This window comes from Streptomyces sp. NPDC028419, from assembly GCF_055565515.1.
Genome location: NZ_JBVHUE010000017.1, coordinates 106697 through 130684, shown reverse-complemented (window position 1 = coordinate 130684; position 23988 = coordinate 106697). Strand labels below are relative to the sequence as shown.

General features: G+C 70.3%; 22 protein-coding genes and 1 tRNA gene. 2 read left to right on the top strand and 21 right to left on the bottom strand.

All coding sequences use genetic code 11. The annotated features are described in order from the left end of the window. The 15 genes from ACZ4UB_RS21055 to ACZ4UB_RS20985 form a co-directional block, all read right to left on the bottom strand. Positions 1-1347 (bottom strand): MraY family glycosyltransferase, encoded by a 1347-nt coding sequence (locus ACZ4UB_RS21055; protein ID WP_468072136.1) that lies wholly within the window; start codon positions 1345-1347, stop codon positions 1-3. A 116-nt stretch (positions 1348-1463) separates the two neighbouring features. Continuing rightward, positions 1464-2696, bottom strand: a complete 1233-nt coding sequence (locus ACZ4UB_RS21050) for a serine hydroxymethyltransferase (RefSeq protein WP_468072134.1) — start codon at positions 2694-2696, stop codon at positions 1464-1466. A 539-nt stretch (positions 2697-3235) separates the two neighbouring features. Continuing rightward, complete coding sequence (locus ACZ4UB_RS21045; RefSeq protein WP_385774264.1) at positions 3236-3874, bottom strand: arsenate reductase/protein-tyrosine-phosphatase family protein; 639 nt, start codon at positions 3872-3874, stop codon at positions 3236-3238. Further along, a complete protein-coding gene (locus ACZ4UB_RS21040; RefSeq protein ID WP_283448545.1) occupies positions 3871-4518 on the bottom strand; it encodes an L-threonylcarbamoyladenylate synthase in 648 nt (215 codons plus the stop codon). The genes ACZ4UB_RS21045 and ACZ4UB_RS21040 overlap by 4 nt, the downstream gene beginning before the upstream one ends. 61 nt (positions 4519-4579) lie before the next feature. Continuing rightward, on the bottom strand, positions 4580-5461 hold the full coding sequence (gene prmC / locus ACZ4UB_RS21035; RefSeq protein ID WP_354382856.1) for a peptide chain release factor N(5)-glutamine methyltransferase: 882 nt from the start codon (positions 5459-5461) through the stop codon (positions 4580-4582). Positions 5462-5507: 46 nt separating this feature from the next. Beyond that, complete coding sequence (gene prfA / locus ACZ4UB_RS21030) at positions 5508-6587, bottom strand: peptide chain release factor 1 (protein ID WP_354382855.1); 1080 nt, start codon at positions 6585-6587, stop codon at positions 5508-5510. Between the two features lie 135 nt (positions 6588-6722). Next, entirely contained in the window at positions 6723-6941 is a 219-nt protein-coding gene (gene rpmE / locus ACZ4UB_RS21025; protein WP_354382854.1) for a 50S ribosomal protein L31, read from the bottom strand. 147 nt (positions 6942-7088) lie between these two features. After that, positions 7089-8192, bottom strand: a complete 1104-nt coding sequence (locus ACZ4UB_RS21020; protein ID WP_468072131.1) for an LCP family protein — start codon at positions 8190-8192, stop codon at positions 7089-7091. A gap of 321 nt (positions 8193-8513) precedes the next feature. Continuing rightward, the gene (rho, locus tag ACZ4UB_RS21015) at positions 8514-10634 is read right to left on the bottom strand and encodes a transcription termination factor Rho (protein ID WP_468072129.1); all 2121 of its coding nucleotides are present in this window, start codon (positions 10632-10634) and stop codon (positions 8514-8516) included. A 429-nt stretch (positions 10635-11063) separates the two neighbouring features. Further along, positions 11064-11990 (bottom strand): homoserine kinase, encoded by a 927-nt coding sequence (gene thrB, locus ACZ4UB_RS21010; RefSeq protein ID WP_351037667.1) that lies wholly within the window; start codon positions 11988-11990, stop codon positions 11064-11066. 350 nt (positions 11991-12340) lie between these two features. Then, a complete protein-coding gene (gene thrC, locus ACZ4UB_RS21005; protein WP_468072127.1) occupies positions 12341-13411 on the bottom strand; it encodes a threonine synthase in 1071 nt (356 codons plus the stop codon). A gap of 7 nt (positions 13412-13418) precedes the next feature. After that, on the bottom strand, positions 13419-14723 hold the full coding sequence (locus ACZ4UB_RS21000; protein WP_468072125.1) for a homoserine dehydrogenase: 1305 nt from the start codon (positions 14721-14723) through the stop codon (positions 13419-13421). Between the two features lie 150 nt (positions 14724-14873). Next, the gene (gene lysA, locus ACZ4UB_RS20995; RefSeq protein ID WP_354382849.1) at positions 14874-16265 is read right to left on the bottom strand and encodes a diaminopimelate decarboxylase; all 1392 of its coding nucleotides are present in this window, start codon (positions 16263-16265) and stop codon (positions 14874-14876) included. Positions 16266-16316: 51 nt separating this feature from the next. Continuing rightward, positions 16317-17303: an ArgS-related anticodon-binding protein NrtL gene (gene nrtL / locus ACZ4UB_RS20990; RefSeq protein WP_468072123.1), complete on the bottom strand. Its 987-nt coding sequence runs from the start codon at positions 17301-17303 to the stop codon at positions 16317-16319. Between the two features lie 10 nt (positions 17304-17313). Continuing rightward, a complete protein-coding gene (locus ACZ4UB_RS20985) occupies positions 17314-17808 on the bottom strand; it encodes a response regulator (protein WP_468072199.1) in 495 nt (164 codons plus the stop codon). Between the two features lie 105 nt (positions 17809-17913). On the opposite strand from ACZ4UB_RS20985, the gene ACZ4UB_RS20980 reads away from it, so the two are divergent. Both ACZ4UB_RS20980 and ACZ4UB_RS20975 read left to right on the top strand, forming a co-directional pair. Next, positions 17914-17985: transfer RNA gene (locus ACZ4UB_RS20980), tRNA-Arg, on the top strand. Between the two features lie 187 nt (positions 17986-18172). Further along, positions 18173-18934 carry a hypothetical protein gene (locus ACZ4UB_RS20975; protein WP_468072121.1) on the top strand — a complete coding sequence of 254 codons (762 nt, stop codon included), beginning with the start codon at positions 18173-18175 and terminating at the stop codon, positions 18932-18934. A gap of 4 nt (positions 18935-18938) precedes the next feature. Here the strand turns inward: ACZ4UB_RS20975 and ACZ4UB_RS20970 are convergent, their stop codons facing one another. From ACZ4UB_RS20970 to ACZ4UB_RS20945, 6 genes are all read right to left on the bottom strand, one after another. Then, positions 18939-20390, bottom strand: coding sequence for a tyrosine-type recombinase/integrase (locus tag ACZ4UB_RS20970; RefSeq protein ID WP_468072120.1), 1452 nt, complete (start codon positions 20388-20390; stop codon positions 18939-18941). Further along, positions 20387-20578, bottom strand: coding sequence for a helix-turn-helix transcriptional regulator (locus ACZ4UB_RS20965; RefSeq protein ID WP_354382845.1), 192 nt, complete (start codon positions 20576-20578; stop codon positions 20387-20389). Before ACZ4UB_RS20965 ends, ACZ4UB_RS20970 begins: the two co-directional genes overlap by 4 nt. A 224-nt stretch (positions 20579-20802) precedes the next feature. Further along, positions 20803-21996, bottom strand: coding sequence for a DUF3631 domain-containing protein (locus ACZ4UB_RS20960; RefSeq protein ID WP_468072118.1), 1194 nt, complete (start codon positions 21994-21996; stop codon positions 20803-20805). Next, positions 21993-22352: a hypothetical protein gene (locus ACZ4UB_RS20955; RefSeq protein ID WP_468072116.1), complete on the bottom strand. Its 360-nt coding sequence runs from the start codon at positions 22350-22352 to the stop codon at positions 21993-21995. The genes ACZ4UB_RS20960 and ACZ4UB_RS20955 overlap by 4 nt, the downstream gene beginning before the upstream one ends. Continuing rightward, positions 22349-23254, bottom strand: a complete 906-nt coding sequence (locus ACZ4UB_RS20950) for a bifunctional DNA primase/polymerase (protein WP_468072114.1) — start codon at positions 23252-23254, stop codon at positions 22349-22351. The genes ACZ4UB_RS20955 and ACZ4UB_RS20950 overlap by 4 nt, the downstream gene beginning before the upstream one ends. Continuing rightward, positions 23251-23979, bottom strand: coding sequence for a DNA methylase (locus ACZ4UB_RS20945; protein WP_468072112.1), 729 nt, complete (start codon positions 23977-23979; stop codon positions 23251-23253). Before ACZ4UB_RS20945 ends, ACZ4UB_RS20950 begins: the two co-directional genes overlap by 4 nt. Positions 23980-23988: the final 9 nt, after the last annotated feature.

Genomic DNA, 23988 nt, shown 5'->3' with positions numbered 1-23988 from the left:
TCAGGCCCGCTCGCGGTCCCTCGTACGGCCGTTGGCCGGGCGGCTGGACAGTGCGGTGGCGCCGTGCAGACCGTAGGAGGCCGGGGTCCGCTCCAGGGCCTCCTCCGACGGTCCCGAGGGGGACCCGCCGCGCACGGCCTCGACGGCGGTCGGCGCGGCCGCGCCGGCCGCCGTCGTGCGCCGACGCCGGTAGCGCGGCGGCAGGAAGGACTCGGCCCAGCGCGGCGCGCGCGGGGTGAAGCGCGGCAGCAGGAGCAGGACGAGCCCGACCGCACTCAGCGCGACGATCACGAGGACGATCAGCATCGAGGCGGAGTGCACCGAGTACGCCAGCGCCCCGAAGGCGATCAGCGCCGACCAGAAGTACATGATCAACACGGCGCGGCTGTGCGAGTGCCCGACCTCCAGCAGCCGGTGGTGCAGGTGTCCGCGGTCGGCGGCGAAGGGCGACTGGCCGTTCCAGGTGCGCCGGACGATGGCCAGGACCAGGTCGGCCACGGGGATCGCGATGATCGTCAGCGGCAGCAGCAGCGGGATGAAGACGGGCAGCATCGCGTGGGTCGCGTTGCGCTCACCACCGGCGAACAGGGCCATCGCGTCCGGGTCCACCTGCCCGGTGATGGAGATGGCGGAGGCGGCCAGCACGAGGCCGATCAGCATCGAGCCGGAGTCGCCCATGAAGATCCGCGCGGGGTGCATGTTGTGCGGCAGGAAGCCGATGCACATGCCCATCAGGATCGCCGCGAAGAGCGTCGCGGGCGCGGCCGCCTCGATCGCGTAGCCGAACCAGATGCGGTAGGCGTAGAGGAAGAAGGCGGCGGCGGCGATGCAGACCAGGCCGGCGGCGAGACCGTCGAGGCCGTCGACGAAGTTCACGGCGTTGATGGTGATGACGACGAGCGCGACGGTGAGCAGGTTGCCCTGCCACTGGGTGAGCGAGACGGTGCCGATGCCGGGGACCGGGATCCACAGGACCGTCAGGCCCTGCATGACCATCACGCCCGCGGAGATCATCTGTGCGCCGAGCTTGATCAGGGCGTCGATCTCGAACTTGTCGTCGAGGACGCCGATCAGCCAGATCAGCGCCGCTCCGGAGAGCAGCGCCCGTGGTTCGTTCGACAGCTCGAAGACGCCGTTGAGGTTCGGCAGGTGGTCGGCGACGAGCAGGCCCGCGCACAGTCCGCCGAACATCGCGATGCCGCCGAGTCGCGGAGTGGGCTCGCGGTGCACGTCGCGCGCGCGGATCTTGGGCATCGCACCGGCCGCGATCGCGAACTTCCGTACCGGCCCGGTGAGCAGGTACGTCACCGCCACCGTGACGCAGAGCGTCAGCAGATATTCACGCACGGGCTGCCCCAGATGTATCGCCGGCCATCTCAGCCCCACACATTAGCCGCGATGTCCCCCCGTAAGGGGACGCAGGCTGACCCCGAACCGGTTGCACTACCCGCTGTTCTCGCCGGTTACTCCCCGTACGGGGGAAATCCCAGGGCCAGTTCGGCGATCTCCGCCCGGACGCGGGTGGGCTCGCCCCCGGTGAGGGCCGCCGTGAAGAGGGTGGCGATCCGGGCCATCTCCGTCTCCCCCATGCCCTGGGTGGTCACCGCCGCGGTACCGAGCCGCAGGCCGCGCTGCTCCCCGTACGGCAGGGCGCAGGTGTCCAGCACCAGACCCGCGGCGGCCAGGCGGCCCCGCGCGGTGGGGCCGTCGACGCCGAGGGGCGCGGGGTCGGCCGTGATCAGGTGGGTGTCGGTGCCGCCCGTGGTGATCGCGAGTCCGCGCACGCGCAGTGCTTCGGCCAGGGCGCGGGCGTTGGCCACGACCCGGTGGGCGTAGGTGGTGAAGGCCGGGGTCGCGGCCTCGCCGAAGGCGACCGCCTTGGCGGCGATGGTGTGCATCTGCGCGCCGCCCTGGGTGAGGGGGAAGACGGCGCGGTCGATCCGCTCCGCGAACTCGGCGCCGCACAGGATCATGCCGCCGCGGGGGCCGCGCAGCACCTTGTGGGTGGTGGCGCAGACGACGTCCGCGTACGGGACCGGGCTCGGGGCGGCGCCGCCCGCGACCAGCCCGATGGGGTGGGAGGCGTCCGCGATGAGGAAGGCCCCGACCTCGTCGGCGATCTCGCGGAAGGCCGAGTACTCGGGGTGGCGGGGGTAGGAGATGGAGCCGCACACGATCGCCTCGGGGCGGTGCCTTCGGGCCAGCTCCTGGACCTGGAGGTAGTCGATGAGCCCGGTCCGGGCGTCTACCCCGTAGCCGACGAAGTCGAACCAGCGGCCGGAGAGGTTCGCGGGGGAACCGTGCGTGAGGTGGCCGCCGTACGGGAGCCCCATGGCCAGCACGGTGGCGCCGGGGCGCAGCAGCGCGGCGTAGGTGGCGAGGACGGCGGCGGAGCCGGAGTGCGGCTGGACGTTGGCGTGCTCGGCGCCGAAGAGGGCCCGGGCCCGCTCCACCGCGATGCGTTCCGCCTGGTCGGCGTACTCGCAGCCGCCGTGGTGGCGGGCGCCGGGGTAGCCCTCGGCGTACTTGTTCGCGAGTGCGGAGCCGAGGGTGGCGAGGACGGCGGTGGAGGTGAAGTTCTCGGCCGCGATGAGCTGGAGGCTCTCCGCCTGACGCAGTGCCTCGCCGGCGAGGACGTCGGCCATCAGCGGATCCTGGCGGCGCAGGGTGTCCGTCGGCTGGGTGATGACGCTCATGGCGCGGCTCCGACGCGGTGGGTGGACCGGGTAGCCCAACTCTAGGCCCGCCCCCCTGATCCCGCCTTTCCTACCCGGAGGGACGCGTCCCCGACCCCTCCGGCGGCGCCTCAAACGCCGGCGAGGCTGGATCAGCCACATCAAGCCCGCCCGGCGATTGAGGGCATCCCCCACAAGTGCCCCCGGCGGCGCCTCAAACGCCGGCGAGGCTGGATCAGCCACATCAAGCCCGCCCGGCGATTGAGGGCATCCCCCACAAGCGCCTCCGGCGGCGCCTCAAACGCCGGCGAGGCTGGATCAGCCACATCAAGCCCGCCCGGCGATTGAGGGCATCCCCCACAAGTGCCTCCGCCGGCGCCTCAAACGCCGGCGAGGCTGGATCAGCCACATCAAGCCCGCCCGGCGATTGAGGGCATCCCCCACAAGCGCCTCCGCCGGCGCCTCAAACGCCGGCGAGGCTGGATCGGTCGGATGGAGCCCGCCCGGCGATTGAGGGCGGCGCCGTGCCGTGGCGGACATGCCAGGCCGGGCGTCGGCGGTCAGTGGCGGTCGCCGACGCCCGTCAGGGCGGTGACCACCGGGTCCAGCGCCTGCTGGATCTCGTCGCCGATCGAGCGGAAGAACGTGATCGGCGCACCGTACGGGTCGTAGACCTCGTCCGCGTCGGGCGACGGCGCCAACAGCCACCCCCGCAGCGCCGCGGCAGCCCGCACCAACGCCCGCGCCCGCTCCGCCATGCCGTCATCGAGCGGCGGCAGCGTGGCGGGGTCTATCGCCCGGACCAGCCGGGTGAACTCCTTGAGCGTGAAGGTCCGCAGTCCGGCCGAGTGCCCCATCGAGATGACCTGCGCCCGGTGATCGCGCGTAGCGGTCAGCACCAGGTCGGCGCGTATGACGTGCTCGTCGAGCAGCTCCCGCCCGATGAACCCGCTCGCGTCGGCACCGAAGTCCGCCAGGACCGCCGCCGCGTTCGCCTCCATGGGCGCACCCTCGTGCCCCCAGGTCCCGGCGCTCTCGACGATGAGCCCACCGGCCGGCGCCCCACCCAGGCGATGCGTCAGGGCATGCCGCGTCAGCCGCTCGGTGATGGGCGAGCGGCAGACGTTGCCGGTGCTGACGTGGAGTATGCGGAAGGCGTCCCCTCCGGCCCTTGCTATGCCACGCCCCTCAGGGCTCACGGGGCCACCTCGAGGTCGGGTACGACCTCGCGCAGCTGGTCCGCGGTCAACGCCCCCTCGCGCAGCAGGACGGGAACCTTCCCGGTGACATCGACGATCGACGACGGCTGAATGCCGGGGGTCGGCCCGCCGTCCAGGTACACGGACACGGAGTCGCCGAGCATCTCGCGGGCGGCGTCACAGTCCTCCGGCGCCGGGTGACCGGTGAGGTTCGCCGAGGAGACGGCCATCGGCCCGACCTCGGTCAGCAGCTCGATCGCGACGGGGTGCAGCGGCATGCGCACGGCCACGGTGCCACGGGTCTCGCCGAGGTCCCAGGCCAGCGACGGCTGGTGCTTGGCGACGAGGGTCAGCGCGCCGGGCCAGAAGGCGTCGACCAGCTCCCAGGCCTGCTCGGTGAAGTCCGTGACCAGGCCGTGCAGGGTGTTCGGGGAGCCGATGAGCACGGGCGTGGGCATGTTGCGGCCCCGGCCCTTGGCGGCCAGCAGGTCGCCGACGGCCTCCGCGCTGAAGGCGTCCGCACCGATCCCGTAGAGCGTGTCCGTCGGCAGCACGACGAGTTCGCCGCGGCGCACGGCGGATGCGGCTTCGCGAAGGCCCGTCTTGCGGTCCGTCGCGTCGTTGCAGTCGTATCGCCGGGCCATCAGGGGGCCTCCTCGTGCGGGGTGATCGTGGCAGGGGTGTGCACCGGGCGGGCGGGGCTCGTCACGGCATGGCCTTGCGGGCGGTGGCGAAGCGCGGCCGGTTGTTCAGGTCGGGGTGGTCGGCGGCATCGGCCCAGCCCCGCTCGTCGGCGAAGATCCACGGCACCTGGCCGCCCTGGGTGTCGGCGTGCTCGATGACGACGATCCCGCCGGGACGCAGCAGCCGGTGGGCGGTGCGTTCGATGCCGCGGATGGTGTCGAGGCCGTCCTCGCCGGAGAAGAGCGCCATCTCCGGGTCGTGGTCGCGGGCCTCGGGGGCGACGTACTCCCACTCGGTGAGCGGGATGTACGGCGGGTTGGAGATCACCAGGTCGACCTGGCCGTCCAGCTCCGGCAGCGCGCTGAGCGCGTCGCCCTGGTGGACGGTGACCCGGGACCCCTCGGCGTTCTTGCGGGTCCACTGGAGGGCGTCCTCGGACAGCTCCACCGCGTGCACGCGCGAGCGCGGGACCTCCTGCGCCATGGCGAGCGCGATGGCGCCCGAGCCGGTGCAGAGGTCCACGATCAGCGGTTCGACGACGTCCATCGCCCGTACGGCCTGTATGGCCCAGTCCACGACGGACTCGGTCTCCGGTCGCGGGACGAAGACGCCCGGCCCCACCTGGAGCTCCAGGTAGCGGAAGAAGGCGCGGCCGGTGATGTGCTGGAGCGGCTCGCGCGCTTCGCGACGGGCGATGGTCTCCCAGTACCGGGCGTCGAAGTCGCCGTCCTTGACCAGGTGCAGTTCACCGCGCTTGACGCCGTGCACGAAGGCGGCGAGTTCCTCCGCGTCGAAGCGCGGGGAGGGTACGCCTGCGGCGGCCAGCCGCTGGGTGGCCTGGGCCACCTCGGCAAGCAGCAGACTGCGGGGGCCTGGGGGTCGCCCCCCAGATTGTGGCTGCACGCTGGTCCTCCGGGCTGCTGTCGTACGGGTGGGACGGACGGAAGGGTTACTGCGCGGCCGCGAGCTTGGCGGCGGAGTCCGCGTCGACACAGGCCTGGATGACCGAGTCGAGGTCGCCGTCGAGCACCTGGTCCAAGTTGTACGCCTTGAAGCCGGTCCGGTGGTCCGAGATCCGGTTTTCCGGGAAGTTGTACGTACGGATCTTCTCGGAGCGGTCGACGGTGCGCACCTGGCTGCGGCGCACGTCGGAGGCCTCCTGCTCGGCGGCCTCCTGGGCGGCGGCCAGCAGGCGCGACCGCAGGATGCGCATGGCCTGCTCCTTGTTCTGGAGCTGGCTCTTCTCGTTCTGGCAGGACGCCACGACACCGGTCGGCACGTGCGTGATGCGCACGGCGGAGTCGGTGGTGTTGACGGACTGGCCGCCGGGGCCGGAGGAGCGGTACACGTCGATCCGCAGGTCGTTCATGTTGATCTCGACCTCGACCTCCTCGGCCTCCGGGGTGACGAGCACGCCGGCGGCGGAGGTGTGGATGCGGCCCTGGGACTCGGTGGCCGGAACGCGCTGGACGCGGTGCACGCCGCCCTCGTACTTCAGGCGGGCCCAGACGCCCTGGCCGGGCTCGGTCGCGCCGTTGCCGCCCTTGGTGCGCACGGAGACCTGGACGTCCTTGTAGCCGCCCAGCTCGGACTCGGTGGCGTCGATGATCTCGGTCTTCCAGCCCACGCGCTCCGCGTAGCGCAGGTACATGCGCAGCAGGTCGCCGGCGAAGAGGGCGGACTCGTCGCCGCCCGCGCCCGCCTTGACCTCCAGGAGCACGTCCTTGTCGTCGCTGGGGTCGCGGGGAACGAGCAGCAGGCGGAGCTTTTCGGTCAGCTCGACGCGCTGGGCGCTCAGTTCCTTGACCTCCGCGGCGAAGTCGGGGTCGTCGGCCGCGTACTCCTTGGCCGTCTCGATGTCCTCCGCCGTCTGCTTCCACGCCCGGAACGTCGCGACGATCGGGGTCAGCTCCGCGTAGCGCTTGTTGAGCTTGCGCGCGTTGGCCTGATCGGAGTGGACCGACGGGTCGGCGAGCTTCTTCTCAAGATCGGCGTGCTCGCCGATCAGGTCCTCGACCGCCTCGAACATCGGGGGCTCCTGGGGTGAAAGTACGAACGGGCTGCGGAAGGGCTCTGGCGCCGCGTGGGGCCAGGACGACAAAGGCGCCGGTCCGGCCGCCCCCGCGCGTGGTGGGGGCGGCCGTAGACCGGCGCCGTGGGCTCGCTACTTGGAGCCGGCAGCCTTGCCGAAGCGGGCCTCGAAGCGGGCCACGCGGCCACCGGTGTCGAGGATCTTCTGCTTGCCCGTGTAGAACGGGTGGCACTCGGAGCAGACCTCGGCACGGATGGTGCCCTCGGTCAGGGTGCTACGGGTGGTGAACGACGCGCCACAGGTGCAGCTGACCTGGGTCTCGACGTACTGGGGGTGGATGTCGCTCTTCAAGGTGTCTCCTAGATCGGGAGGGCGCCGGGTCGCAGGGGCCGAATTGCGCGCTGCGTGAACCGGGGCCGACGGACCAGTCTGCCAGGACCGGGCCGCCTGTCAAAATTCAGGACGCCAGCCATAACGGGCACGGGAGCTCCGGTATTCCTACTGGACGATCGAACCCGCCCCGCTCTTGTCATTGGCGGAGTTCTGGGTGGCCTCTTCGGGTATCGGCTGGTCACCGCGCAGGGCCTCCCAGACCTGCTTGGACTCCTTCTCCAGCGGGACGACCCGGTCCTTGTCCTTGGGGTAGTCCATCACCGGCAGGGTGACCATGTGCATGTTCTCGGCCCCGAGGCCCTGCAGGCCGGCGGCGAAGCCCATGAGGGACTTCACGTCGCCGAGGCCCTTGTCGGTGGTGATCGCCTTGGTGGCGGTGTCCGCGACGGCGAGCAGTCTCTTGGGGTTGTCGAACACCCCGATGCTCTTGACCTGCTTGATCAGCGCCTTGATGAAGGCCTGCTGGAGCTGTATTCGACCGAGGTCGCTGCCGACGCCGACGCTCTTGCGGGTGCGGACCAGGCCGAGGGACTGCTCGCCGTTGAGCTTGTGGGAGCCGGCCGGGAGGTCGAGGTGGCTGCCCTTGTCGTCCTTGATCGGCTTGGTGGTGGTCAGCGGGACCCCGCCCAGGCTGTCGACGATCTTCTTGAAGCCGGTGAAGTCGACCTCGATGTAGTGGTCCATCCGGATCCCCGACATCGATTCGACGGTCTTGACCGCGCAGGCGGCCCCGCCGACCGTGTAGGCCTCGTTGAACTGCTCGAAGGTGGCCTTGGCCGTCTTCCCGTTGCTCGTCGTGCAGGCCGGCCGGTTGATCATGGTGTCGCGCGGGATCGAGACGATGCTCGCCTGCTTGTGGCCGTCGTAGAGGTGGACGACCATCGCGGTGTCGGAGCGCGCCGAACCGCCGTCGTCGGCGCCGTACTGCGCGTTGTCGCCGCCGCGCGTGTCGGAGCCGAGGACGAGGATGTCCATCGAGCCGTTGTCCACGTTCTGCGGGCGGTCCTTGCCGAGCGCGGCGTCGATGTCCACGCTCTTCAGGTTGCCGTTGTACTTCACGTAGAAGTACCCCAGGCCCGCCCCACCCAGCAGGACCACCCCCGCCGCGGTCCAGGCGGTGATGGTCAGGGCCCTGCGGCGCTTCGTCGTCGGTTTCCGGCGGCTGCGCCTGGCGGCACGCCTGCCGCTGCCCCTGCTGTCCTGGCTCATGCTCTCCTCAGTCCTGATGTCCCGGCGACCCGGTCCGGACGCCACCCCCGTTGCCGAATGTCCTCTCCTTCAGACGGTCCAGCGGACCCTAGGGTTCCACGCCGAATGTGACCATTCGGTGATGAACGTCCATCCGATCATCCTGCGGACGCCCCGCGCAACAACCCCGTCACCTGCACCTTCGTAGGGCGGGCGGGGCTCCCCGGGCCCCCCGGCCCCTGTGGTGAAGGTCGCACGGCCCCCCGACGCGAAAACCGCCCCCGCCGGTGACCCGGCGGGGGCGGTTTTCGTGTGGCTGCCCGTGGTGCGGCGGCGCGGAGATCAGTCGTCGTTCTTGCCCGACGGCGTGGTCTTCGCGATCTGCATCAGGAACTCGGCGTTCGACTTCGTCTGCTTCATCTTGTCGAGCAGCAGCTCGATCGCCTGCTGCGAGTCGAGCGCGTGCAGCACCCGGCGCAGCTTCCAGACGATGGCGAGCTCCTCGCTGTTGAGGAGGATCTCCTCCTTGCGGGTGCCCGACGGGTCGACGTCGACGGCGGGGAAGATCCGCTTGTCCGCGAGCTTGCGGTCGAGCTTGAGCTCCATGTTGCCGGTGCCCTTGAACTCCTCGAAGATCACCTCGTCCATGCGCGAGCCGGTGTCGACGAGCGCGGTGGCCAGGATGGTCAGCGAGCCGCCGTCCTCGATGTTGCGCGCGGCACCGAAGAAGCGCTTCGGCGGGTAGAGCGCGGTCGAGTCGACACCACCGGACAGGATGCGGCCGGAGGCCGGGGCCGCGAGGTTGTACGCGCGTCCCAGACGGGTGATCGAGTCCAGCAGGACGACCACGTCGTGACCCAGCTCGACGAGGCGCTTGGCGCGCTCGATGGCCAGCTCGGCGACGGTGGTGTGGTCCTCGGCCGGGCGGTCGAAGGTCGAGGAGATGACCTCGCCCTTGACCGACCGCTGCATGTCGGTGACCTCTTCCGGACGCTCGTCGACCAGGACGACCATCAGGTGGCACTCGGGGTTGTTGACCGTGATCGCGTTGGCGATGGCCTGCATGATCATGGTCTTGCCGGTCTTCGGCGGGGCCACGATCAGACCGCGCTGGCCCTTGCCGATCGGCGCGACGAGGTCGATGATGCGGGTCGTCAGCACGCCCGGGTCGGTCTCCAGACGGAGCCGGTCCTGGGGGTACAGCGGGGTCAGCTTCTGGAACTCGGGGCGGCCGCGGCCCGATTCGGGCGCCATGCCGTTGCACGAGTCGAGGCGCACGAGCGCGTTGAACTTCTCGCGGCGCTCGCCGTCCTTGGGCTGGCGCACGGCACCGGTGACGTGGTCGCCCTTGCGCAGACCGCTCTTGCGGACCTGGGCGAGGGAGACGTACACGTCGTTCGGGCCGGGCAGGTAGCCCGAGGTCCGGATGAACGCGTAGTTGTCGAGGATGTCGAGGATGCCCGCGACGGGGATCAGGACGTCGTCGTCGGCGACCTGCGGCTCGTTCGGCGTGAACTCGTCGCGGCCGCGACGGCCACGACGGTCGCGGTAGCGGCCGCGACGGCCGCGCCGACCGTCCTCGTCGAAGTCGTCCTGCGGACCGTTGTCCTGCTGGCGGTCCTGACGGCCCTGGCCCTGGCCGCCCTGCTGCTGGCCCTGGCCCTGACCCTGACCCTGGCCACGGCCCTGACGGCCGCCCTGCCGGTCCTGGCGGTCGGCGCGCTCGGCGCCGCCCTGCTGCTGGCCCTGACCGCCCTGCTGCTGGCCCTGACCCTGCTGGCCCTGCTGGCCCTGGTCGTCGCCCTTGCCGCGGTCGCGGCGCTCGCGCTGGCGCTCCGTACGGTCGCCCCGCTCGCCGCGCTCGCCGCGGTCGCGGCGGTCCCGGCGGGTGCGGCCCTCGGCGGCGTCCTGACCGGAGACGGCCGTGGCCGCCTCGGCCTTGGCGTCGGGCTGCGCGGTGACGGCCGCGGTGGCGGTCTCGGGCTTGGTCTCGACCTGCACGGCCGCGGCGGGGGCCGCGGACTCCGGGCTGCCGGAGGGGGCCGTGGCACGGCGGCGACGGCGCTCGACCGGCTGGTCGTCGCTGGCCGGCTGCCCGGGGATGTCGATCTGGGCCTGCGCGGCGGGCTTCTCGGCGGGCGCCGCGGCGGCGGCCTCGCCCGTACGGGCCTTGCTGGTGGCGCGACGCTTCGGCTTGGCCTCGGCGGTCTCGGCGGGGGCCGCGGCCTTGGCGGCGGAGGCGCCACCGGCCTGCGTCTCCTTGATGACCTCGATCAGCTGGCTCTTGCGCATCCGCGCGGTGCCCCTGATACCGAGGCCCGACGCGACCTGCTGCAGCTCGGCCAGGACCATGCCCTCGAGGCCGGTGCCGGAGCGGCGACGCTTGGGTGCGGCGCCCGCGGCGGAGGCACTGGTGTCGACAGTGGTGTCGGCAGCGCCCATCAGATCGGTGGTGTCGCTCACGAAGGGTCCTTCCCTGGAGCGGACGTCGGCCTGTCTGGCTCGGCGACCGGTTGTGCTGTCCGACAACGGGCCATGACTTGATGGGTCGTGGACCGCGGCCGGGGCGGTGGTCCGCCGGCAGAGATACCGCGGCGGAGGGAAACGTGCATGGGTTCCGGCGAGAAGCCCCCGAGCTGGAAGCGTGGGAATGTCACGCCGATTCCGGAGCGTGCTCGAAACTGCTTGGCAATGATCAAAGCAGTTGGGGAGGCTCCCGGAAGAAAAGTGGTCCCTGATGGGGACACTGAGCACCGAGCCATGGCGGCTTCGGATGCGCACTTGAGACTAACACTACCGGATCCAACAGATATTCCCCCTCTCAGTCACCGGCAATAGCGCCCGTCCGCGGGGGCGGCCTGCCCGGCCGCCCCGCCCCCTGGCGGCCGTGTTCTAGCCGCCCTGGCTGCCCAACGGAAGGACGCTCGCGCCCGCGGCGTCGAGGGCCAGCCGGTTGGCCGCCCACCCTTCGCCCGCGAGCTGCGCGACCTTGTCGGCCGCGTCGTTGTCGGCCAGCGCGAGGACCGTGGGTCCGGCGCCGGAGATGACCGCGGGGATCCCGTCCGCCCGCAGCCTGTTGACGAGTGCCACGCTCTCGGGCATCGCCGGGGAGCGGTACTCCTGGTGGAGCCGGTCCTCGGTGGCGGGGAGCAGCAACTCGGGACGCCTGGTCAGGGCTTCGACGAGCAGGGCCGCGCGGCCCGCGTTGGCGGCGGCGTCCACGTGCGGGACGGAGCGGGGCAGCAGGCCCCGGGCGGTCTCGGTCAGGACCGGCTTGGAGGGGACGAAGACCACCGGAACGATGGAATCCGCGGGCTCCATACGGATGGCCTTGGCGCTGCCCCCGTCCATCCACGCCAGGGTGAACCCGCCGAGCAGACAGGCGGCGACGTTGTCGGGGTGGCCCTCGATCTCGGTGGCCAGTTCCAGCAGGGCGGTGTCGTCGAGGCGCGCCTCGCCGCCTATGGTCACGGCGCGGGCGGCGACGATGCCCGCGCAGATGGCGGCGGAGGAGGAGCCAAGGCCGCGACCGTGCGGGATGCGGTTGGCGCACACGACCTCCAGGCCGCGCGGCTGACCGCCGAGCAGGTCGAAGGCGGTGCGCATGGAACGCACGAGCAGGTGGCTCTCGTCGCGCGGCAGGTTGTCGGCGCCCTCGCCGGCGATGTCGACGTTCAGGCCGGAGTCGGCGACGCGGACGACCACGTCGTCATAGAGCCCCAGGGCGAGTCCGAAGGCGTCGAAGCCCGGGCCGAGGTTGGCACTGCTGGCGGGAACGCGCACCCGTACGGCGGCGGCGCGGAATGCTGGACCGGCCACGCTCGATGACACTCCTTGTGACTGTGCGAGATCTCTAACCGTGGATCTCTAACCGTGGATCTTCAGCTGTGAATCTTCGCTGCGAAATGTACTGGAGAACGTACGACACCCGAAGGCCCTCGGGGCAGCACCGCGTCACGTGCGCGATGGCGGATGTCAGTACAGCGTATCGAAGGAAGGTTCTTCTCCGACATAGGGCGCACAGGAGGCGCACGATGCGTGTCGCGGTGCTCCGTCACGCTTTTGTGGCTCTTCGGGCCGACTTGCCTGATTCCGGAAGGCCCTGACGAACCTTTCCGGAACCGGGCGAGGGCCGCGGCGGGGAGGCGATCCCGGCCGCGGCCGTCGGATCAGACCAGGCCGAGTCGTACGGCGGCGGCCTCGGCGTCCACCGGAACGGTGACCGGCTGCGGTGCGCCCGCGACGGCCCAATCGGGGTCCTTGAGGCCGTTGCCGGTGACGGTGCACACGATCTTCTGCCCCGGGTCGACCAGACCCAGCTCGGCGGCCTTGAGCAGACCGGCGACGGACGCGGCCGAGGCGGGCTCGACGAAGACGCCCTCCTGCGCGGCCAACAGGCGGTAGGCGGCCAGGATCTGGCGGTCCGTCACCTCGTCGATGAAGCCGCCCGACTCGTCGCGGGCCTGGAGCGCGTAGTCCCAGGAGGCCGGGTTGCCGATGCGGATCGCGGTGGCGATCGTGTGCGGCTCCTTGACGATCTCGCCGCGCACGATGGGCGCGGAGCCGGAGGCCTGGAAGCCCCAGACGCGGGGGGTGCGGGAGGCGAGGCCGTCGGCCTTGTACTCCTTGAACCCCTTCCAGTACGCGGTGATGTTGCCCGCGTTGCCCACCGGGAGGACGTGGATGTCGGGCGCGTCGCCCAGCGCGTCGACGATCTCGAACGCGGCCGTCTTCTGGCCCTCGATGCGGACCGGGTTGACGGAATTGACCAGCGCGACCGGGTAGTTGTCGGACAGCGCGCGGGCCAGGTCCAGGCAGTCGTCGAAGTTTCCGTCGACCTGGAGGATCTTGGCGCCGTGGATGAGCGCCTGACCCATCTTGCCGAGCGCGATCTTGCCCTGCGGCACGAGGACGGCGGACACCATGCCAGCCCGCACCGCGTAGGCGGCGGCGGAGGCGGAGGTGTTGCCGGTGGAGGCGCAGATGACGGCCTTGGCGCCCTCCTCCTTGGCCTTGGTGATCGCCATGGTCATGCCGCGGTCCTTGAAGGACCCCGTCGGGTTCGCACCCTCGACCTTGAGGTGGACTTCACAGCCGGTGCGCTCGGAGAGCACCTGCGCGGGGACGAGGGGCGTGCCGCCTTCGCGGAGCGTGACCACCGGGGTCGTGTCCGTCACCGGAAGCCGGTGCCGGTACTCCTCGATGATGCCCCGCCACTGGTGGGTGCCGTTGTCGGTCATGGGTCCCTTACTCCCCTTCAACACGCATGATGCTGGCGACACCGCGCACGGTGTCCAGCTTCCGCAGCGCCTCGACGGTCCCGGAGAGGGCGGCGTCGGGCGCGCGGTGGGTGACGACGACGAGGGAGGCTTCATTGCCGACCCCGTCGGGACGTCCTTGCTGCCTCACGGTATCGATGGAGACACCGTGTTCCGCGAACGTGGTCGCCACCTGGGCGAGCACGCCCGGCTTGTCGGCCACGTCCAGGCTGATGTGGTAGCGGGTGACGACCTCGCCCATGGTGCTGACCGGCAGCTGCGTGTACGCCGACTCGCCGGGCCCGGTCACCTCCGCGAGCTTGTTGCGGCAGACGGCCACCAGGTCGCCCAGGACCGCCGACGCGGTCGGCGAGCCGCCCGCGCCCGGACCGTAGAACATCAGCCGTCCGGCGGCCTCGGCCTCGACGAAGACGGCGTTGTACGCCTCCCGGACCGAGGCGAGGGGGTGGCTGAGCGGGATCATCGCCGGGTGGACCCGGGCGGTCACGGACTGGCCGTCGGCGGCGCGCTCCAGGATGGCGAGCAGCTTGATGGTGCAGCCCATCCGCTTGGCGGAGGCGAAGTCGGCGGCGCTGACCTCGGTCATGCCCTCGCGGTAGACGTCGTCGAGGTGGACCCGGGTGTGGAAGGCGATGCCGGCCAGGATCGCGGCCTTGGCGGCGGCGTCGTAGCCCTCGACGTCGGCGGTCGGGTCGGCTTCGGCGTACCCGAGGGCGGTGGCCTCGTCGAGCGCCTCCTGGTAGCCGGCGCCGGTGGAGTCCATCTTGTCGAGGATGAAGTTCGTCGTGCCGTTGACGATGCCCATCACGCGGTTGATCTTGTCGCCGGCGAGGGACTCGCGCATCGGGCGCACCAGCGGGATCGCACCGGCGACGGCGGCCTCGTAATAGAGGTCGCGGCCGTGCGCGTCGGCCGCCGCGTGCAGGGCGGCGCCGTCCTGGGCGAGCAGCGCCTTGTTCGCCGACACCACCGAGATGCCGTTCTCGAAGGCGGTGGTGATCAGGGTGCGGGCGGGCTCGATGCCACCGATGACCTCGATGGCGACGTCGATGTCACCCCGTTTGAGGAGGGCGGTCGCATCGGTGGTGATGAGCGCGGGGTCGATGCCCTCGCGCACCTTGGAGGGCCGCCGCACGGCGACGCCGGCCAGCTCGACCGGGGCGCCGATCCTCGCCGCCAGATCGTCGGCGTGCGTCGTCATGATGCGCGCCACCTCTGAGCCGACCACTCCACAGCCCAGCAGCGCCACCTTCAGCGGACGCGTACGCATCATTCGACCCAAACCTTTCGATCCACGGATCGATCTCTGCATCGATCCGTCCATCAGCCCCCGCTGCGCGGTCTTGCGCACCAGGTGTGAACAAGTCTCACTCAATGGACAGAACTTTCCATCCTTGGTCCATTGAGTGAGACGGTTATTTCATTATCCGACGTCGATGCGCAGGAGATCCTCCTCCGTGTCACGTCGGACGATCACGCGGGCGGCGCCGTCACGCACGGCGACGACCGGCGGACGCAGCGCGTGGTTGTAGTTGCTCGACATCGAGCGGCAGTACGCGCCGGTCGCGGGCACGGCGATCAGGTCGCCGGGCGCCAGGTCGGCGGGCAGGAAGGCGTCGCGCACGACGATGTCGCCGCTCTCGCAGTGCTTGCCGACGACGCGCGAGAGCATCGGCTCGGCGTCGGACCGGCGCGAGACCAGGGCCACGCTGTATTCGGCGTCGTAGAGGGAGGTGCGGATGTTGTCCGACATCCCGCCGTCGACGCTGACGTACGTCCGCAGGCCCTCCAGCGGCTTGATCGTGCCGACCTCGTAGAGCGTGAAGGCGGTGGGCCCGACGATGGCGCGGCCGGGCTCGACGGAGATGCGCGGCGCGCGCAGCCCGGCGCCCTCGCACTCGCGCGCGACGATCTCCGTGAGCGACTTGGCGATCTCGTGCGGCTCGCGCGGGTCGTCGCCGTCCGTGTAGGCGATGCCGAGGCCGCCGCCGAGGTCGATCTCGGGCAGCTCGACGCCGTGCTCGTCGCGCACGGCGGCGAGCAGCTGCACCACGCGCTTGGCGGACACCTCGAAGCCGGCCATGTCGAAGATCTGCGAGCCGATGTGGGAGTGGATGCCGATCAGTTCGAGGCTCTCGTGACCGAGCACCCGGCGCACGGCCTCGGCGGCCATCCCGTCGGCGACCGCGATGCCGAACTTCTGGTCCTCGTGGGCCGTGGCGATGAACTCGTGCGTGTGGGCCTCGACGCCGACGGTGACGCGGATCTGCACGCGCTGGCGGACCCCCAGCTCGGCGGCGACGTGCGCCACCCGGACGATCTCCTGGAAGGAGTCGAGGACGATCCGTCCGACGCCCGCCTCGACGGCGCGGCGGATCTCGGGGACCGACTTGTTGTTGCCGTGGTAGGCGATGCGCTCGGCGGGCATCTCGGCGGCGAGCGCGGTGACCAGCTCGCCGCTGGAACACACGTCGAGGTTGAGCCCCTCTTCCTTCAGCCAGCGCACGACGGCCTTGGAGAGGAACGCCTTGCCCGCGTAGAAGACGTCGGCGCCCGGCCCGAAGGCGTGCGCCCAGGCGCGGCAGCGGGCCCGGAAGTCCTCCTCGTCGAGGAAGTAGGCCGGGGTGCCGAACTCCTCGGCGAGTCGGGTGACTTCGATCCCGCCGACGCTGACCACGCCGTCGCCGTCGCGGGTGACGGTCCGGGACCACACCTTCTCGGGGAGCACGTTGAGGTCGGCGGCCGGCGGGGCGTAGTGGCCCTCCGGCAGGACGTCGGCGTAACGGGGACCGGCGGGGTGTGCGGAACGGCTCATGGCGCTTCTCTTTCTCCTTCTACACGTCGTGTGGGGGGCGCACCCGGCTTCTCACACCACTTCGGGTACGCCGATGCCGAGCAGGGTCAGGCCACCGGCCAGCACCGTCCCGGCGGCGTCGGCGAGTGCCAGCCGGGAGCGGTGGGCGGCCGAGGGTTTCTCGTCCCCCTTGGGCAACACGTCGTACTGGAAGTCGAGGAGGGCGTCGGCGACCACGACGAGGTGGCGGGCGAGCCGCTCGGGCGCCCGGTGGTGCGCGGCGGCCTCCAGGACGAGCGGGTACTCGCGCAGCGCACCGAGCAGCGCGGTGGCGTCGAACCCGCCGGGAGCGGTGGACTCGGGTGTCGCGGGGGCGAACCCCAACTGCTCGGCGTTGCGGACCAGCGCCCGGGCGCGCGAAACGGCGTACCGCACCCGGAAGAACTCGTTGGCCTCGCCCTGTACGAGCAGGCCCGGACCGAAGTGCGGCGGCTGCGCGGGGTCGGTGGCGAGCATGCCCCAGCGCGCGGCATCGGCCCCGAAGCGCCGGACCACGTCCCCGTCGGCCCGCGTCGGGGGCACGACGCGCTGCGTCCCGGGCCCGTCCGACGCGCCCTGGCAGGCGAGCAGCCGCCCGACGGCCTCGCGCACGGCGCGGGTACGGGGCTCCTGGTCGGTGGTGGGCGCCGCAGCGGTGTGGGGGTGGTCGGCGAACCCGTACTCGCTCCCCCGTGCCCGCACCGACCGCACCACGTCAGCGGCATCGTCCGTGGCATCAAGGGTGAAATTGAGGAACCCGGGGCCGGTGACGTCCACCTGCCGGATCCCGGCCACGCCACCGAGCCGTCGGGCCAGCAGACCGGCCACCTCGGCGGGGGCGCGTCCGCTCGTCCTGGCCAGCTGGAGGGCGACGGGGCTGGCGTACTCCCCCACGCCACCGGGCCGGGTCCGCTCGACGACGATCCGCTCGGGCACGACCGCCCCGGCGCCCAGCTCCCCGTCCTCGACGGCGCAGCGCACGGCGCGCACGACGGTACGGGAGAGGTCAGCGGGGGTCACGGGACCCACCCTAGGGGAGAAGGTCCCCCCTGACGCGAACCGGTTTCGCCATGTGAACTCCCCGCCCCCCGCCCCCGCCGCGCCTGCGCTCGATGAGCCGCCGCACGACCCGCACCAGCTCGGCCGGCTCGAAGGGCTTGGCGAGGAACGCGTCCACCTGCGCGGCGGTCCCGTACTCCCCCTCGTACTGGTTACCCGCACTGACGATCGCGACGGGCACCAGCCGCGTCCGCGGATCGGCCCGCAACCGGGCGACGGTCCCGAATCCGTCCAGCCGCGGCATGACGACGTCCAGGGTGATCACATCGGGACACACCCGGTGCACCACGTCCAGGCACTCGGCACCATCGTTCGCGGTCACGACCTCGAAGCCCTCCAGCTCGAGATTGACCTTGATCAGCTGCCGGATGACCTTGTTGTCGTCGACAACAAGCACCCGACCCGAGGCGCCTGACACAACTCGAGAGTAGGTCGCCCTAAGCCCCCGCGTCCGGGTTTTTGCCACTTCCACCCCGTCCGGGCGACCCACCCCTCCTCCCCCGCAAACGGGTTCCTGATCACCCCGCGGAAGCTGGTAGTGTTCAACCCGTCGCCGCACAGCGGATGACACGCCCCCGTAGCTCAGGGGATAGAGCAACGGCCTCCGGAGCCGTGTGCGCAGGTTCGAATCCTGCCGGGGGCACTTCTGCCGGACCAGCATCAACACCTGCTGACCTGCACAAGTGCCAAGCATGAAGGCCTGGACCCAGTCCCACTGGATCCAGGCCTTTGTCGTTGTTACGCACTGGTCGCGATAGACCTGCGATAGACGCCCTGCCAGCCTGGTTGAAGGCGGTGCGAGCTGGCCAGCCGAGATCTACCGTGTCGCCATGGCATCGCAACCAGACAACCCAGCCGCGCGCCTCAGAGAGGTGCTGCTCGCCGTTCACACCGCGTTCCCTGGACCGCGCGAGCAGGATGCGGTGACAGCGTGGATCGCCTTCGCCCAGACTCTCGGGCTCGGCGAGCATTCTCCTGATGGCGTGCGTGCCATCGGTGGCGTGATCCAACTGCCCACGCTGATCAGTGAAACCGTCCGAGCCCTCGGCGAAGAACCAGAGGAAGAGGAGCATCTACTCCTCAACCTTGACGCCCTTGAAAACGCTATGGCGGTGCTGGCCTCTCGCCAGAACCTGTCCCAGATGTTCGCTACGTTCGCACCCGGCGGACAGGTACCCATGAGCGCGGCCATCCATGGGCTCGTTTACGTGAGCCGGGTCTTGCACCGCGCCAACCCGGTCCACCACCTCTCGATAGAGGACACCGTCCGGCTCGAAGATCTGATCACCGAGATGATGCGTGAGATTAGCGCTGCATCATTGCCCGCCTCTGTGAAACTCCTTCTCCTGTCACACCTTCACTCGATGCTCCAGGCCGTGCACCTGGCGCGAGTGACGGGACGCGACGAAATCGAGGGGACATTCGACGCACTATTCGGCTCCGTCCTTCGCCGGCCAGAACACGTAGAAGCGATGCACGACTCGGCGTTCAAAGAGAAGCTTCGCGACTGGATCACATCCGTCAACGGCATCATCAGCATCGGCACCGGTGCCACCGGGCTAGGGCAGCAAGTGATGCGCATGCTTGGCTAGCCAATTAACCCTGCCAGTCCAACTCTGCCTCAATCTTCGAATTCATAGCCGCTTCCTGACCATAGATGCACCCCTCATACACACGGTGGATAACCTCAGGCGAGTTTCCTACGCGCCGAGCAACCTCGGCCACGGGAACACCCGCGTTGAGCCACATGGTGATACACGTGTGCCGGAGGTCATAGGGACGCCCTCCGAGAACCGAGACCTGAAGATCTGGAGGAAGCGCGTACTCCCGGGCATCCTTCCAGACCCGCCAGTACGTGCTGCTGCCGACGAGACCGAGCCGCTCATTCGTGAAGAGTCGGCCGTCCTTGGCCGTGCCGAACTCCTTCAGGTGGGCGCGGAGTATGGCGACCAGCGGCGGCGGGATCGGAACCGGTCGGTCGTCCTTGGCCTCCCTGGACTTCAGCCCTCGCTTGTCGTGGCGCTCCCCGCTGTCCGTCCACTGTTTGCCCGACACGGGGTGCGTGTCCCGGAGGGTGAGCGTCCCCCATCCCTTCTCGGGGAGGTAGCAGTCCGACTTCCTCAGCCCCACCGCCTCGCTCGGGCGGAGGGCCGCGAAGTACATCACCGCGTAGAACGCCACCAGACGGCGACCCTTCTTGCGGTCCCACGTCCCGACGTACGAAACCGCGGCGAGCAATTGAGCGGCTTGTGTCTTGTTCACGAGAACGCGCGGGTCGACACGATCCGATGAAGAGACCTTCACCTTCTTGAGCGCGGCAAGAGGGTTCTCGACCAAGAGCTTGCGCTCGATCGCGTATTCCACGGCGGTGTTCAAGGCGCGGCGCCTGCGGCGGGAAGTCTCCCCCGCCGCAGGCGTGCCGTCCAGCTTGAACGAAAGCCGGTACTGGACGTCTCGCAGAATCTTCGGATCTTCCAACGCGGAAACGAGCAGCGACTTCCTCGAAAGCCACTGATGGGCATCTTCAAGTTCAGCCGGCGGCTTCAACTCGGCATTTGCCGGGACAACGGCCCAGCGAAGGGCGAGGCGCAACTCCCCCACCTCGGGCAGGTGCTTGTCCTGCTCCACCATGGCCAGGGTCACCGCAGCGAGACCATCCGCAATGCCCTCGCGTGTCTTCGCAGCAGCCGTGAGCCAGCGCATGGCCATGTACTCACGGCAGAAGGTGAACCAGGAAAGCTCCTCGCGAGCATCCGCGGGGGCTGCGGCCTGCGTGGCGGCACGGACCTCAGACTCGGGCAGGCCGTCCGTGATACGGAACGCTTCGCCGCGCTTCATGGCCAACCACAATTCGGAACGCCGGCTCCCCGCCAGCGCCACGGTGGCGAACGTCTTGCTGCTGACCTTGCCCCCGACAATCCAGCGGAGCTGATACGGACGGGTCTTGCTCTGCGCCTTGGTCACATTCCAAAGGCGGACGTCGAGGGAAAACCCCTCCGGGTCCGAGCCATTGTTCTGCTCAGACCCGGAAGCGACACTGCTCGTCACGCGGCTTCCTCCCGCATCTCCAGCCAACGGTTCAACTCGGACCGTCGGATCCGAACGGAACCGTTCGGGAGCTTGATCGCCTTGGGTCCCTTCTTGCACTGCCTCCAGCGGTAGAACGTGGCTCTCGGGACACCGATTTCTTCGACCACCTGCGGGATGGTCAGCATTTCGTCGCGGGGCTTGGCCACGGCGAGACTCCTTCATCGCGGGAGAGTTCGGTGACGGGTCGGCCCTCATGGGCCCTCGTCAGGTCCGCTACATCCGCTACATCCGCTACACCGCAGGTCAGGGGGCCTTCGGGTGTAGCGGATGCGCGCCCGTGTAGCGGATCGGCCCGCTACACGAGCGCGTGGGGTGTAGCGGATGTAGCAGATGGGACGGGCGGGTGTAGCGGATCGCTGTGGCGAGCCGACTAGGTGTTGTTGCTGGTCAAGGCCGTGTCGAGGGTGGGCGTAGCGGATGTAGCGGATGTAGCGGACTTCTGAGGGGGGCAGTACCGGGTCCATGCATCGCGGAGGTCTTCGGCGTAGTAGCCGCGGACGACGTCGGCGCCGGTGCGGACAGGGCGGGCAGCGACGGGCTTGTTCCCGCTGGTGCTGTACTCGCGAAGCATCCGGGCGATGCCACGGGAGTCGAGCGGCTTGCCACCCATGTCGGCCCAGGGGGCATCGTCGAGAGCGTTGAGGCGGGCGAGGATGTTGACGGTGGGCAGCTTGTCCGCGTCGCCGAAGACCTGATCACGGAGGTCGGTGAGGAGACGAATGCCGATGCTGCCTTTGTCGTCGGCGGCCAGGGCGTGAACCATCTCGGCGCAGGCGGTACGGGCCCGCCCGGGCCAGGCGCCCCCGGCGGCCTCGGCGATGGCGAGGAGGGGTTCCCATACGTCGGCGGGACGGTCGGTGACGCCTTCGGGCATCTGTGGGAAGGCGCCTTCGACGAGGTGCCGGACGCTGTCGGCCCAGGTTGCGAGGCGGTCGCGGAGCGCGTGGCCTTCCTTCTCGTGGAAGCGCTGCCGGAAGGGCTCGACTTCCTCGTTGGGGGCCCTGCGCCGCATCCGGACGATGATCGAGCGGCTCAGGATCGTGTCGGGCAGGGAGCCAAGTCCGGCGACGGCGACCGCGCAGAACGACGGGAACTCCTGGACCTGCTGGTTGGAGCCGTCGCCGACGCACCGGTACATGACGCCGGAGCGGCGGTGCCCGGCGTTCAGGAAGCCGCGGAGCTGTTCGTTCTCACCGGCCTTGGGCCCGAAGACGGTGTCGATCTCGTCGAAGAGGATGGTGGGGCGAGCGTCCATGCCGGATACGGCACGGAAGAGGGCGGATGCGGAGGCGTTCACCGCGACCATCGGGTAGGGAGCGAGGGTCTCCACGATCTCCAGAGCCCGGCTTTTGCCGCTCGCAGGTTCCGGGGAGAGGAACGCCAGGCGGGGCGTGGCGTCGAAGCAGTCCAGTAGGTGCGCGTGCGCGTCCCAGAGGGTCACGGCCACGTAGGCGGCCTCCACGGGAAAGATGTTGAAGCGGCGGTGGAAGGCCTCGATCTCGTCCAGCAACTGGGTGCCGTCCGGGCCGGTCCCCTTGGGCGCACCGTCGGTGGTGGGGTTCATGCTGCCTCCCTCTGGTCGTTGGCGGTGCGGCCCAGGGGGCACACGGAGCGGTGGTGGCCGTGGTCAGCGATCAGGGCAAGGGCGCGGGCCTGTCCGGCGGCGAACAGGTCCCGCCCGCACTGGCACCAGGACCGGACGGTCGGGGTGACGCCGCGGCCGGGGGCGACGATGTGGAGCCAGGCGACGGGCCGGCGCCCGTCGTCCCGGCCCGGGTCCGGGCGAACGGATGAAAGGACGCCTTCGGCGACGACCTTCGGCGCGCTACTGCCGTCCGGGGTGGGGGCGGGTTCGGCGGGGCTGGGGCCGGTAGGTGTGGAGGTAGGGCTGTTAGCCGGGGGGTGTTCGCGGCTGCTCATGCGATCTTCCGGCTGCCGCTGTTGTGGCGGATGGACCAGTTGAGGGCGCTGGTGATCGCGGAGCGGTACTCGTACGGCTTGAGGCCGGCCGCTTCCGCCCCCCGGCTAAGAGCTTCTTGGACCGCCGTGTGGTCGAGGTCGCCGGACGCGATCAGCCTCCCCAGGGCGCGGGCGGCCCTGACGAGCGCTTTGTTCCGGTGCCCTTCGGGCGCGTCCGCGACGTTCTTCTTCTCGTTGCGCAGCGCTGCGTGGGCGTAGGCGGCCCTGCGTCCGCCGCCGTCCGGCCGGATGGAGGCGCGGACGGGTGCCGCGATGATCCGTGGCGGGGCGGTGAGTTTCACCTGCAGCCAGCCCGGAAGCGAGGCTAGGGGCCGGTCGTCGCTGACCGTGTAGGTACCAGCGGGGGTGGTGCTGCCAGGGGCGACGACGTACCCGCCCCAGGCCCGGGTGTCGATGTGCCGTCCGAGGATGTCCTGGGTGCTGCGCATGGTGACCCCGGGTGGGGCGGCGAAGTACAGATGGGTCCCGCCGGAGGGCGTGGTCACCGTGTAGGTGGGCGGTAGGTGCTCCCTGGTCACCTCGCGGAGAGCGTCGAGAATCTGTGCGCCGCTGTGGGTGCCGGGCGGGTCTGTGGGCTTGGGCGGGTCGAGGTCGATGACGACCAGCCCCGCCGGGCCGGTGGCCAAGCCGACGTTGTACGGGGCGCCGGCCCAAGCGGTCCGGATCCGATCGGGATCGATGGTCGCGCGTTGCTCGGGCTTCGCGTGCCCGTCGGCGCACGCACCGGTGCGGGGGCATTTCGTCTCGCCATGCAGAGCGGGGACCTTGGACCCGGGCCGGAGTGGGAAGACCGGCCAGTTCCGCGCCGCCGTCGCGAGGGCGGCGTTCAGCAACGCGTTCATGCCGCGACCGCCCCGGTCAGGGTGCGGGAGAGGAAGGTACGGCCGATCCACTCGCTGTAGGCGGGCGGGATGGCCTCTGTCAGTTCCTCGCGAGCATCGGTCCAGTCGATGCCCATCGCGGTCTGCATTTCGCGGATGGTGGCCTTACCCCCGCCCGCCCCGTAGGCGGCGACGTACGGGCCATCGCGGTAGACGCCGTGCCGCCAACCGCGCACGTAGCCGCGGTGCTTAGGGTGCACCGGGCGAGGTGCGGTCCAACCGCCGAGTTCGAAGTTCCGGTGGCGCAGAACTCCGAGGCCGAACGACTCCCCGCACAGGGTGATGTCGCGGCGGACGGGGGCTTTGCCGTTGGGCTGCTCGATCACGTACGGAAGACCGGTCGCGTCAAGCAGCACCCGGAGTTCGGGGATGAGCTGAACGTGGGTGCGGCCCCAGCCTTTGGCGCGGTTGGTGCCAACGGTGAGAGCGCATCCGTCCTGGCACGGCGGCGAGGCATGGATTGCCGAGTAGGTGGCGATCTCTCCGGACTCGATCAGCTCGGCGAGGACGGTGAGGGCGTCGCCCTGTCGGAAGGGGAACGGGTAGTTGGGGCGGGGGGCGATGTCGACGCCCTCGACCGCGAACCCGGCCCGGTGGTAGCCCATCGCCGCGCCGCCGGCGCAGGAGAACAGATCCAGTAAGGCCGGGCGGTCAAGGTCTCGCGGGATGTCGGTGGTGTGGGTCATGCTGGATTC